Here is a 12,752-nt window from a genome sequence, read left to right on the forward strand (position 1 = left end):
GCTCGAAACCCTTGAGCGAGAACCGAAAATGACATCGCCCCTGACGATCCGCGACCCGCTCGCGGATCACCTGCTGACGCCGCAGAACGCCGCCCTGCTGATCATCGATTTCCAGCCCGTGCAGGTCTCGTCCATCGTCACGATGGAAAAGCGCCTGCTGATCGCCAATGTCACGAACCTGGCCAAAACGGCCAAGCTCTATGACCTGCCGGTGGTGCTGACGACGGTGAACGTGGCCACGGGCCTGAACACCCCGACCATCAAGCCGATCACCGACGTCCTGCCCGACGTCCAGCCGATCGATCGCACGGCCATCAACGCCTGGGAGGACGAGGACTTCGTCGCCGCCGTGAAGGCCACCGGCCGCAAGAAGCTGATCATGGTCGCCCTGTGGACCGAGGTCTGCCTGGCGTTCCCGGCCTTGGACGCCCTGGCCGAGGGCTATGACGTCTTCGCGGTGGTGGACGCTGTCGGCGGCACCTCGCAGCTGGCGCACGAGGCGGGCATTGACCGTGTGGTGCAGGCGGGCGGCAAGCCGGTCAGCTGGATCCAGGTGGCGTGCGAGCTGCAGCGTGACTGGAAGCGCAAGGCGACCGCCGAGGGCTTCGCCGACATCGTCCTGCGGGCAGTGGGGCACTAAGGAAAAGGGGAGCAGGGCGGTCCGTCCTGCTCCCCGATTGCCGTCAGGGCTTGGGCGCGTCGGCCGGCTCGACATAGTCGGTGCTGGTCGGGCCATAACCGGAGATGTAGACGACCGCGCCTTCCGGACCGGTCATGGCGAAGTGCTCGACGCCCGCCGGCTCGCTGTAGAAGCTGCCCGGCGGCAGGACCTTGACCAGGCTCTCATCTGCCTTGCGTCCGTAGCCGAACCGCCAGACGCCGCCGACCACGATGGCGGTGCGGTCGTCGCGGTGCCCGTGGGCGGCGATGCGCGTGTTCGGCGGGACCTTCAGCGCGATCGTGTAGGGGCCGGCCTTGGTCGGATCGCCGTACAGCACCGTGGTGCGGATGCCGGTCACGCCCGAAGTACCGGCCGTGGCGCCGCCCTGGGTCAGGCCCTGGATTTCCGGTGGGGTCAGCCGCACCTGGCGCTCTTGGGCCGACGCGGAGCCGGCGATCAGCAGCAGTGCGGCGGCAAGGATGAGACGACGGCTCATGGCTTGGCGTCCAGGAAGTTACGCACCAGCGTCACGGTGGCCTTGGGGTTTTCTTCCATGATCCAGTGGCCGGAGTCCGGAACCACGCCTTCGGTGACGTTGCTGGCGGCGAAGCGCATCACCGTCGCCATCATCGGGCCGAACGACTTCTCGCCGCCCAGGGCCAGCACGGGCATGTCCAGCTTGCCCTCGGCGACGAAGGCCTTGTTGTCGATAGCGTCCTGGTCGAAGGCGGCGAATTGCGAGAAGCCGCCGTGCATCGCGCCCGGCTGGGCGTAGAGCTTGGCGTAGTGCTGGCGCGAAGCCTCGGTGAAGCGGGCCGGCGTGGCCGAGAACTCGTTCCAGAAGCGGTCCAGATAGATGCGCTCACGGCCGGCGACCAGGCGCTCCATGTCGGGGCCGCCGAACCGGAAGTGCCACAGCAGCGGGTTCTTGAGGATCTCCTCCCACGGGCCGACGCCGGGCAGGGGCGCGTCGATCAGCACGAAACGATTGACGCGATCGCGGTGCTCGGCGGCGAAGGCGTAGCCGACCATGTTGCCGATGTCGTGGGTGACCAGGTCGACCTTGGTGATCTTCAGAGCATCGAGCACGCCGGCCACGTCGCCGCCTTGGGTCTTCTTGTCATAGCCGCTCGACGCCGGCTTGGACGACAGGCCTAGGCCCCGCAGGTCGGGGACGATGACGGTGTGGTCCTTGGCCAGGTCCGCGGCCATCGGCTCCCACATGTCGCCGGTCTCGCCATAGCCGTGCAGCAGCACCACGGCTGGACCCTTGCCGCCGACCCGGACGTGGATCGTTACGCCGTTGGTCGCGATCTCCTGGGTCTTGAAGTCGGCCGGGAAGGGTTTGACCTGCGCCATCGCGGAGGTCGAAAGGGCTAGGGCCGCCAAGGCGACTGGTATGAGCTTGAGCACGGGCTGTCCTCCGAAGTGCGGGGCGTCCGGTCGGACGCCTTCACCAGGGGGAACGCAGGTTTTCGAAGAACCCTCACCAGGGCCTAGAAGTGGCCCGACAGGCTGAGCTCGAAGCGCCGCCGGCGCGGGTCGCCGCGATAGTCGTAGCCCATGTTGGCCGGGTCGGCGACGATCGGCGGGCTGGTGTCCAGCAGGTTCTGGACGGCGAAGCGCACGTCCAGCGACCGCAGGGCGTGGCCGGCCGGGAAATCGAAACGGCGGCGGGTCGCCAGGTCCAGATAGACGCGTGACGGGATGTAGGTCCGGCCCTGGTTGCGCGAGGTGGTCTGGATGATCCCGCTATAGGGCGACCACAGCGGGCTGGAGCGTCCCAGGTACTGGGCGTTGAGGTCCAGCAGCAGCGGGCCGCGCGTCCATTGCAGGCCCGCATTGCCGCGCCATTCCAAGGGGCCGTCGCGATAGCCTACCCGGTCCAACCAGGGCGTCTCGGGCCTGCGCCGGGTCCGCAAGGTCGGCTGCCAGGTGGCGGCGCCGTAGAGCTGGGTCTGGCCGCCCCGCACAGACGGCAGCGCCCAGTCGAGCTGGACATCGATCGTCTCGGCGACGGTGCGTCCGATGTTGGTCACGCCAGTGTAGAGGGCGGTGATCCGGCCGGCGGAATAGCCCAGGGCCGCGTCGGTGGGCGACAGAGGCTCGCGGACGACGTGCCTGGCATAACGCGCCTCGTCATTGATGACGGCCTGTGGGGTCAGGCCGAGAAGGCCGATCTCGTCGCGGATCTCGACCCGCGAGGCGTCGATCGAGACGCGCGGACCGCCGCGGCCCGACGGATTCAGCACCACGCCGACCGACCGCGTCAGGCCCTGTTCCTGGCCGATGTCGTGCCAGCCGTTGCGGCTCCAGATGTAGGGGCCGTCGGCGGAGAGGGCGCGCCCGCCGCGCTTGGGATCGGTCAGTCCGAAGGCGGCGATGGGGACGATGCCCATCTGCTGCAGCTGGCTCATGTCGGGCGGTGATTTTCCCGTCGCCGCGCTGGCGCGCAGCATCAGCCAGTCGGCCGGAAAGGTCCGGAGGCCCGCCGTATAGACGTCGGCCGTGTGACGGGTCGTGGCGCGGGTTCTGACGGTCGCTACGCCGTTCAGGACGATGTCGGGGAAGGTCATCCTGACCTGGTCGCGACGCACGGCCAGCTGCAGCTCCAGGCCCCGCGCCGGGACGAGCCGCGACGTGCGCGCCAGCAACGGCGCCCGCAGCTCGACATAGCCGGACGCTACCCGTTGGACCCGGTCGGGCGAGATGTTGAGGATCGTTCCGGCTTCGTTGATCTGCACATATTCGGTTTCCGGCATGCGCTCGCGCCGGATCTCGGTCAGCACGGTGGCCGTCAGCGGACCGCCCGGCAGCGTCATCAGCGGGCCGGCCGCGCGGACGACCCCGCTGCTGAACTGGGTGATGATCCGCGTGTGGTCGCTGCTCGGAATGGCATAGGCCATAGCCGCCGACTGCAAGGTCGCGAAGTCCCCCAGAGGCATGATCGGCGCCAGGCCCCGCGCGTTGGTCGAACCGGTCCGCAGGGCGGTGTCGAGGCCGGAGGGCGCGATCAGGCCCTCACGCTGATAGTCCACCAGCGCACGGCCGACCGTGTAGTCGACGGACGCCTTCCAGCGCCCGGGCAAGGTGGCGATCAGGCCTCCGGTCAGCCGGCGGACATCGACCGTGGTGGTCTTCTGGTCGGCCAGGCCGGGCAGGGGGAACGAGAAATTGACCGCATTGGCGAACAGGTTGCCGGCGGCGTCGGCGGCGATGATGCTGCGCGTGTTCATGGCCTTGGGCGTGTAGGCCCGCGCCCGGTCGTGCAGATCCAGGCCATCAACGAAGGCCTCGACCCGGTCGCCGATCCGCCGACGGGCGCTGAACAGGATGGAATAGGTCCTGGGCGTCGAGACCAGCGAGGTGTCGTCGCCGGCCATGCCCTTGGCAGGGTCGGTAGGCAGGCGGCCGGCATTGGCGATCAGCAGGGCCGCCTTCTCCTGGTCCGTGCCCTGGAAGCCGATCGGCAGGAAGGTGTAGGCGCCGCTCAGAACCGTTCCGTCGTCCAGTCGCAAGGACTCGCCCGTGGCGTTGCGGACGGTGATCGCGTTCAACGCCCTGTTCTGGATCAGATATTCGGCCGGGTTGTTCTTGGCCTGCAGCTCCAGGGAGCGACGGGCGTAGTCGCGCTGGCCGACAGTGAGCGCCTGGGCGGCCGAGTAGGAGGCCGACAGCATCACGTCGGTGCGCCCGTGGTCGGGCGTGAAGCCCAGGCGGGCCTCGACGCGGCCCCGGCCGGCGTCGCCCCGACTGGACATCCCGGAGACCACGGTCAGGTCAGCGCCCCGGTAGTCGCGCTTCAACACCACATTGACGACCCCGCCAATGGCGTTGGGGCCATGGATGCCGCCGGCCGTGGCGGTCAGGGTTTCGATCCGTTCGATCGCGCCTAGTGGGATGGCGTTGATATCGCTCTGTTCCAGCCCGGTCATGCGCGTCGGCAGGCCAGGCAGGCGGCGGCCGTCGACCAGGACCAGGGTCCGCTGCAGGCCGACGCCACGCAGGTCGATCGCCGAATTGGGCGCGCCGGTGTTGTTCACCTGCTGGCTGGGCGAGACGACCTGGCCGTTGGCGGACAACCGCTCGCGCAGGTACTGGTCGACATTGTCCTGGGACGCGACGGCCAGGTCGCGCGGGCTCACGACCCTGTAGGGCTGGATGTCGTTTTCGGTGCGGCGGATGTCGGCGTTTTGCGTGCGGCGACCCGGGACTAGCACTTCGGAGATTGCGCCGTCGCCCGGGTCGACGATCTCGCGCCTGGGCAGTTCGAACAGCACGAAGACGCCGTCGACCGTGACCCGGTAGCCGACGCTCGAACCGGTTAGCAGCTGGGCGAGCGCCTGCTGCGTGGTCAGCCGTCCCTTTACGGCAGCGGTTCGCCGTCCTCTGACCAGGTCCGCGGAATAGAGGATGTCGACGCCGTTTTCGCGCGCCAGTTCGCTCAAAGCGTCCTGCAGTGCGCCGGCGCGGAGGTCGATAAGGGCAGGGGTCGCGTGCGCGGTCGCCGCCGTGGCCAGCAGAACGCCGACGCAGGTCCAGAGCCGGAATGCGGGTCGGTGCGGATGCATACCTTCCCCCAAAGGCGCCGGATCACCAGCGCGGTATCTAGGCCTGTCCCGGCGGACACGCGAGTCCCATCGCGTCGATCGTCAGCAAACTGACACGTCCGCTCGTTAGTGCAGCGCTCCAAGGAGTCGGCGAGTCGCCGACGGGACACCGCGCGATGGCCTGGCTACGTGAGATCGACAAGTGGTTCGCCGAGGCGGTGCTGCCGTCCGCGCCCGTCTATCGCGCCTATGCCCGCAAGCTGACGGGCGACGCGGTCGAGGCCGAGGACCTGGTGCAGGAAGCCTATGCCAAGGTGCTGGGCGTGCCCGACTGGCGACGCCTGGAGCAGCCCGAGCGCTTCGTCCTGACCATCATCCGCAACCTGGCCTTCGAGCGGTTCCGCCGGGCCAAGGTGGTGGGCATTCGCCAGATCGGGGTGCTGGAGATGGAAGCCCTGCCAGACCCGGCGCCGGACGCCCACGCCGTGACCAGCGCCCGGGAGGAGCTGCTGCGGGTGCTCGAGGCGGTCGATCGATTGCCGGAGCAGTGCCGGCGAGTGGTCACTTTACGAAAAATGGAGGGGCTTTCGCCGGGCCAGATAGCGGTTCGGTTGAACTTGTCCATCTCTACGGTTGAGAAGCATCTGGCCAAGGGGCTGATGCTCCTGACCAAGTCCCTGGCGGCGAGTGAAGGCCGCGGGATCGGGAGTAAAGCGGGTACATGGCGAAAACGGGCGATCAAGACAGAAACGCGCTGATCGCCCAGGCTTCGGAGTGGCTGGCGCGTCTGGACGCCGGTCGTGCCGACCCCGCCGAGTTCGAGGCCTGGCGCGACGCCGATCCGCGCCGCGCCGCCGCCTTCGCCGAGGTCGCCGCCGCCTGGAGCAAGCTGGACGCCTTGCGCGACGCCGAGCCGCTGCGCCGGCCGGCGATGAACCGTCGCGCCTGGCTGGGCGGAGGCCTAGCCCTGGCCGCCGGTCTCTCCGGCGCGGCCTATCTGGGACGCGATCAGCTGCTGCGCGCCCGCACCGTCACCGGCGTCGGCGAGCGGCGCACCCTGGCTCTGCCCGACGGCAGCTCGGTCGAGCTCAATACCGACACCGAGGTGCTGTGGCGCTTCGACCGCAAGCATCGGCGGCTGTGGCTGCGGCGCGGGGAGGTGGCCCTGACCATCGCCCAGGACGTCCTGCGGCCGTTCGAGCTGTTCACTGAGCAGGGTCTGGCGCGGCTGGCGTCCGGCCAGTTCAACGCCCGCCTGCGTCCGGCGGGCCTGGACCTGATCGTCCTGGCCGGCCGCGCGGCCATCGAAACCGCCGCCGGCGCGGGGCAGGCGGCCGTGGAGACCGCCACCGACGCCCGTCAGGCCCTGGCCATCACCGCCGCCGGCGTGGCCGTGGCCGCGGCGCCCGAGGCCGAGGTCCAGGCGGTCCAAGCCTGGCGGCGTGGTGAAATCGTTTTCGAAGGTCAGCGGCTGTCCGAGGCGGTCGAGGAATACAATCGTTATCTCGTCCGCAAGCTGGTCATAGAAGACGCCAAGGTCGGCGCCATGCGCCTGGGCGGCCGGTTCCTGACCGACAATCCCGAAACCTTCCTGGAAGCCCTGCGGACGACGTTCGGTCTACGGATCATCGAGGATGGTCCGTCACGAATTCTTCTCAAATCTCGATAGAGGTTTTTCCCGGCCCTTTCATCTTCCCGAGCGAGACGCCGATTTCCGGCGAGACCAAAACGGGGCGAAATACGATGACTAGGTCTTGGACGCCGCGCATCGGCGCGTGCTTGCTTCTGGCCACGACGGCGCTGGTGACCCCTGTGGTCGCTCAAGCCCAAACGGCCGCGCGGGTGGAGTTCAACATCCCGGCCGGCGACACCGCCCAGGCCCTGACCGCCTTCTCGCGCCAGGCTGGCGTGCAGATCCTGTTCCCCTATGACGTCGCCGCCAAGCACCGCACGAGCGGCCTGCAGGGCGCGTTCGGTCGCGAGGACGCGGTCCGCAAGCTGATCGACGGCAGCGAGCTGGAGATCGCCTCGGCGACCGCCCAGGTCATCACCCTGCGCCAGCGGGGCGCCGGCCCTTTGGCCGCGGGCGCGGCCGCCGCTGACGTGTCGACGGTCGAGGAACTGATCGTCACCTCGCGCGCCGGCTCGGACGCCCGCACCCGCCTGGCGACCAGCTACGCCGTCACCACCATGAACGAAGAGGCCCTGCGCCTGCGCTCGCCGATGGGCGTGGCCGACGCGCTGAAGTCGGTGCCCGGCTTCTGGGTCGAGGCCTCGGGCGGCGAGGCCAGCGCCAACATCCGCGCCCGCGGCATCCCGCAGGAAGGCTTCTCGGCCATCGCCCTGCAGGAAGACGGCGCGCCGATCCAGCATGACGGCGGCCTGGGCTACCTGAACGCCGACCAGTCGTTCCGCCTGGACGAGACCATCGACCGCATCGAAGTGGTGCGCGGCGGCCCGTCGTCGATCTTCGCCTCGTACGCCCCGGGCGGCACGGTCAACTTCATCACCCGCAAGGGCGACGTGAAGGAAGGCATCATCAAGGTCCAGGGCAGCGACTATGGCCTCAAGCGCGTCGACGCCTATTACGGCGGTCCGATCGGCGACTGGCGCATGGGCGTTGGCGGCTTCTGGCGCGAGGACGACGGCATTCGTGATCCGGGCTTCACGGCCAACAAGGGCTATCAGGTCCGCGCCTCGATCGGCCGTGACTTCGAGCGAGGCAGCTTCGACTTCAACATCAAGCACCTGGACGACAACGTCATCCTGTTCGCCGGCGTGCCGCTGAAGTTCAACGCCGAGGGCGAGCCCAGCGCCGCGCCGGGCTTCGACCCGCTGACCGGCACCCTGTCGGGTCCCGAGACCAACAAGCTGACCCTGCGCGGCCCCAAGGGCCCGTTCGACTGGGACCTGTCGCGCGGCACCGAGGTCAAGCTGACCCAGGCCACCGCCGAGCTGAAGTACGAGATCGCCGACGGCTGGCATCTGCAGGAGACGCTGCGCTACCGGACCTCGGAGTCCAAGCGTATCGGCCTGTTCCCCAACACCCCGGTGACTGGCGCGGCCCGCATCGCCCAGTACCGCACGGCCCTGCTGGCCGCCACGCCGGGCGCGACCGACGTGCAGCTGCGCTACGCGACCAACCCCAGCGAGGTGTTCAACACCACGGGCGCGGGCCAGAACGGCAATGGCCTCGTGCTGGACGGCTCGCTGCGTTACGTCTCGGTCCCGCTGGACGAGCTGATCAGCGACACCCGCCTGCTGCACAAGTTCGAGATCGGCGGCCAGACCCACGACGTCGCGTTCGGCTTCTACCGCGCCCACGTCGAGGAAGCCTTCAACCGCTATTCGGCCAACGCCCTGCTGGACGTGCGTGAGAACGCCCGCCGTCTGGACCTAGTGGCCGTCGACGCCTCGGGCAAGATCCTGTCCAGCCTGACCGAGAACGGCATCAGCCGCTACGGCGCCGAGTTCGCCAACGGCGACGGCAAGTCCAACACCACGGCCCTGTACCTGACCGACGAGTGGCAGGTGACGCCGGCCCTGCGCATCGACGCCGGCGTGCGCTGGGAGCGGACCGAATTCACTGGTCGTAGCGAACGCACCGCCACGATCAATCTGGGCCTCTCGCCGACCCCGGCCGACGACACGGTGCTGGCTGGCTCGGGCGTCTATGATCGCCTGAACAAGAAGTTCGAGCACAGCGGCTGGACCGTCGGCGCCGACTATCGGATCAACGGGCAGATGGGCCTGTTCGCCCGCTACACCTCGGCGTTCCGCCTGCCGTCGCTGGGCGACTACATCACCAACGCCAGCAACACCTCGCCTTTCATCCAGACGATGGATCTGATGGAAGGCGGCTACAAGCTGAGCACCGGCAAGCTGGACCTGTACGCCACGGTGTTCCACACGGCCTATGACGCGCTGAGCTTCGGCAGCCTGGTGTTCAACCCGACCACCGGCGCCTACGTCTCCCAGACCAGCATCACCGACACCAAGACCCTGGGCCTGGAGCTGGAAGGCACGCTGCGTCCGGTCTCGTGGTTCGACCTGGGCTTCAGCGCCACGATCCAGGATCCCAAGTTCGGCGACTACAAGTTCGAGGAGGCCTGCACGGTCGCCGCCTCGGACCCGACCTGCCAGGTCAAGCCGCCGGCCGGGACCGCCAGCCGCACCCGCGACTTCACGGGCAAGCAGCTGATCCGCGTGCCCAAGACGGCCTTCCGTCTGACGCCGGGCGTGAATCTGCTGGACCGCCGCCTGCGCCTGGAGAGCAGCATCGAGCGCTACGGCGACCGCTATTCGGACGCGGCCAACACCTCGAAGCTGTCGGCCTACACCCTGGTCAACGCCACGGTGCGGTTCAACGTCACCGACCAGCTCTCGGTCTACGCCTACGGCACCAACCTGACCAACGAACTGGGTCTGACCGAGGGCAACCCTCGCGCCGGCCAGATCATCAGCGGCGAGGCCGGAGCCCTGTACGGCATCGGCCGTCCGGAGTTCGGTCGGGCCTTCAAGGCGGCGCTTCTCTACAAGTTCTAAGGCGCGCCGCCTGATCCTTTTCCCCTGAAACTTGGGCGGCCGCAGCCTCGGCCGCCCATTCTTTTGGATACGCCCATGCTTCGCTGGCTCGCCCTCGTCCTGCTGCTGATCGCGTCTCCGGCCCTGGCGCAGGAGGGCAAGCCCGACCTCGTCCTGACCGGCGAGATCACCGGCGCCGACCATCAGACCTACAAGCCCGTGCCGTTCGACGTTCCGGCCGGGACCACGCGCGTCACGGTGGCGTTCGACTACACCGGCCGCGAGAACAAGACGGTGGTCGACTTGGGCCTGCTGGATCCCGTCCGTTTCCGAGGCTGGAGCGGCGGCAACAAGAAGGGCTTCTTCGTTTCGACCGAGGCGGCGACGGCCAGCTATCTGCCGGGGCCGCTGCCGGCCGGGAAGTGGACCCTGCTGCTGGGCGTGCCCAATGCTCGGCCGAACTCCAAGGCGACCTACGAGGCCAGGGTCTGGTTCGCGCGGGGCCCCGTTGCGCTGCCGGCGACCCTGCCCAAGGCGACAACGCCCGGCTGGTATCGCGGCGACCTGCACACGCACACCGCCCACAGCGACGGCGGCTGCACCACGGGCGACGCGCCGCGTGCGCCGTGTCCAGTCTATCGCACCGTGCTGGCCGCTCAGGCCGCCGGCCTCGACTTCATCGCGGTCACCGACCACAACACCACCAGCCAAGCCGAAGCTCTGACGGAGCTGCAACCGGCGTTCCCGAACCTGCTGCTTATGACCGGTCGCGAGATCACGACCTTCCAGGGTCACGCCAACGTCTTTGGTCCGACGGCCTTCATCGACTTCCGCCTGGGCTCCAAGACCGTCCCGACCATCCGCAGCCTGCAACAGGCGGTGAAGGCCGCCGGCGGCGTGTTCTCGATCAACCACCCGGCTGTGCCGTCGGGCGAGATCTGCATGGGCTGCGGCTGGACCGCCAAGGACACCGACTACGGCGCGGTCACCGCCATCGAGGCCGCCAACGGCGGCAACGAGAAGGCGTTGGGCGGTTTCGAAGGCATCCTGTCGGGCGTGCCCTTCTGGGAGGCTCAGCTGAACCAGGGCCGCCGGATCACCGCCATCGGCGGCAGCGACAACCACGACGCTGGCATCCCGCACGACAAGCCTTCAGCCGTCGGCCGTCCGGCCACGGTGATCCACGCCGAAGGGCTCTCGACCGAAGCCCTGCTGGCGGGGCTGAAGGCGGGGCGGGTGTTCGTCGACCTAGATGGAACTCGCGATCGGATGCTGGACCTGTCGGCCCGCACCGGCGATCGGACGGCGGTTATGGGCGGAGCGCTGGCGGCTAAGCCGGGCGAGGCGGTGGTCTTCACGGCCTCTGTCACCGGCGCCGATGCGGCGAGCCTGGAGATCATCCAGGACGGCGCCAAGGTCACGCCGGCGATCTCGGACGGCAGGTTCGAGATCCGGATGGGGCAGGGTGCCAGCTGGGTGCGGGTCAATGTCCGCGACGCCGCCGGTCGCCTGCTGCTGATCGGCAATCCGATCTACCTGACACAAGCGCCCTAGCTATGCCGGGACGGCATGGCGAACGCTGATTTAGGCATGGGCGGCGAGAGGACTCGCCGCCTAGTCTCCCGCGATAATCGGGAGGCTTTCAGTATGCGCGACGGGTTGATGATGGCGGGGGCCGTAGCGGCCCTTCTGGTGGCGGCGACGGGGGCTCAGGCGCAATCGACCAACAGCTTCCCGGCCAAGGTCTGCGACGTGCGTGAGTACGGCGCCGGCGGCACGCGCATCTGGTTCGACACCGAAGCCTTCCAGAAGGCCATCGACGCCTGCGCCTCGGCCGGCGGCGGCACCGTGCGGGTGACGCGCGGCGAATATCTGATCGGGCCGATCTGGCTGAAGTCCAACATCCGTCTGGAGATCCAGAAGGGCGCCGAGGTGCTGGCCGGCACCGACGCGGCGCTGTTCCCGCATGGCGAGCGCAGCGGCGTGATCAATGTCGACGGGGCCGAGAACGTGGCCATCGTCGGTGACGGTCTGGTCGACGGCCAGGGCCAGGTCTGGTGGGAGCGGATCCGCGCCGTGTGGCGCGCGATCCCCGACTTCGCCACCAACGGCCAGGCCCGCCAGCAGCAGAAGGACGAGCGTCCGCGCCTCGTCTGGATCAACAAGAGCAAGAACGTCCTGTTCGAAGGCTTGCGCTTCGAGAACTCGCCGTCCTTCCACCTGGTGATCAACAACAGCGACTACATCACGATCAACAAGGTCCGCATCACCGCGCCGGCCCACGCGCCGAACACCGACGCGATCGATCCGATGAACACCCGCCACGTCGTGATCACCAACAACATCATCAGCGTCGGCGACGACATCGTGGCCATCAAGTCGAACGGCCCGGACGAGCGTTATCCGGACGCGGTGTCGTCCGACATCCTGATCGCCAACAACACGATCCTGGAAGGTCGTGGCATCTGCATCGGCAGCGGCGCCAGCGGCGGCGTCCAGCGCGTGCGGGTCGAGAACAACACCTTCGAGGGCTCGATGTACGGCCTGCGCATCAAGTCGATGCGCGGCAAGGGCGGGACGATCAAGGACGTGGTGTTCAAGAACAACACCATGAAGGACGTCGAGACCCCGCTGGTCTTCACCAGCTACTACGCGTACCGCCCGCTGGACCTCGCGTCGGCCGAGAAGCAGTTGCAGCCGGGCGGCTTCATCCTGGGCAACCAGATCTGGCCGGGCCCGACCGATCCGGTCCAGCCCTTCGTCCACGACAAGACGCCGGACATGTCGGGCATCGTCGTCGACGGCGTCACCGCCACGGGCGCGGACCTGGCCGGCATCGTCACCGGTCTGCCCGAAAAGCCGATCGGCATCACGCTGAAGAACATCAAGATCACGGCCAAGAAGGGCCTGCTGGTCCGCAACGCCGAGGTCCTGACCCAGGGCGTGGCGATCCAGTCGTCCGACAAGACGCCGTTCCGCCCCGAGGCGGGCGGCCTGGTCAAGGCCGCCAAGTAGTC

At 68.4% G+C, this 12,752-nt stretch carries 9 protein-coding genes; 6 read left to right on the forward strand and 3 right to left on the reverse strand.

Going from position 1 to position 12,752, the window contains the following annotated elements:
* The first annotated feature begins 28 nt into the window (after positions 1–28).
* Positions 29–640 carry a hydrolase gene (locus AC07NF_RS02190; protein WP_494631505.1) on the forward strand — a complete coding sequence of 204 codons (612 nt, stop codon included), beginning with the start codon at positions 29–31 and terminating at the stop codon, positions 638–640.
* Positions 641–683: 43 nt separating this feature from the next.
* Here AC07NF_RS02190 and AC07NF_RS02195 read toward each other — a convergent pair whose 3' ends face one another.
* The 3 genes from AC07NF_RS02195 to AC07NF_RS02205 form a co-directional block, all read right to left on the reverse strand.
* Positions 684–1,157: a cupin domain-containing protein gene (locus AC07NF_RS02195; RefSeq protein ID WP_494631503.1), complete on the reverse strand. Its 474-nt coding sequence runs from the start codon at positions 1,155–1,157 to the stop codon at positions 684–686.
* The gene (locus AC07NF_RS02200) at positions 1,154–2,074 is read right to left on the reverse strand and encodes an alpha/beta fold hydrolase (RefSeq protein WP_494631502.1); all 921 of its coding nucleotides are present in this window, start codon (positions 2,072–2,074) and stop codon (positions 1,154–1,156) included. Before AC07NF_RS02200 ends, AC07NF_RS02195 begins: the two co-directional genes overlap by 4 nt.
* An 83-nt stretch (positions 2,075–2,157) precedes the next feature.
* Positions 2,158–5,232 (reverse strand): TonB-dependent receptor plug domain-containing protein, encoded by a 3,075-nt coding sequence (locus AC07NF_RS02205; RefSeq protein ID WP_494631499.1) that lies wholly within the window; start codon positions 5,230–5,232, stop codon positions 2,158–2,160.
* Between the two features lie 155 nt (positions 5,233–5,387).
* On the opposite strand from AC07NF_RS02205, the gene AC07NF_RS02210 reads away from it, so the two are divergent.
* The 5 genes from AC07NF_RS02210 (at position 5,388) to AC07NF_RS02230 (ending at position 12,750) form a co-directional block, all read left to right on the forward strand.
* A complete protein-coding gene (locus AC07NF_RS02210; protein WP_492811216.1) occupies positions 5,388–5,969 on the forward strand; it encodes an RNA polymerase sigma factor in 582 nt (193 codons plus the stop codon).
* Complete coding sequence (locus AC07NF_RS02215; RefSeq protein ID WP_492811214.1) at positions 5,933–6,880, forward strand: FecR family protein; 948 nt, start codon at positions 5,933–5,935, stop codon at positions 6,878–6,880. The genes AC07NF_RS02210 and AC07NF_RS02215 overlap by 37 nt, the downstream gene beginning before the upstream one ends.
* Positions 6,881–6,954: 74 nt before the next feature.
* Positions 6,955–9,756, forward strand: coding sequence for a TonB-dependent receptor (locus AC07NF_RS02220; RefSeq protein ID WP_494631497.1), 2,802 nt, complete (start codon positions 6,955–6,957; stop codon positions 9,754–9,756).
* Positions 9,757–9,831: 75 nt separating this feature from the next.
* The gene (locus AC07NF_RS02225; protein WP_494631493.1) at positions 9,832–11,289 is read left to right on the forward strand and encodes a CehA/McbA family metallohydrolase; all 1,458 of its coding nucleotides are present in this window, start codon (positions 9,832–9,834) and stop codon (positions 11,287–11,289) included.
* Positions 11,290–11,382: 93 nt separating this feature from the next.
* Positions 11,383–12,750: a glycoside hydrolase family 28 protein gene (locus tag AC07NF_RS02230; protein WP_494631489.1), complete on the forward strand. Its 1,368-nt coding sequence runs from the start codon at positions 11,383–11,385 to the stop codon at positions 12,748–12,750.
* The last annotated feature ends 2 nt before the right edge of the window (positions 12,751–12,752 follow it).

Source organism: Caulobacter sp. GW821-FHT10A06, from assembly GCF_059415805.1.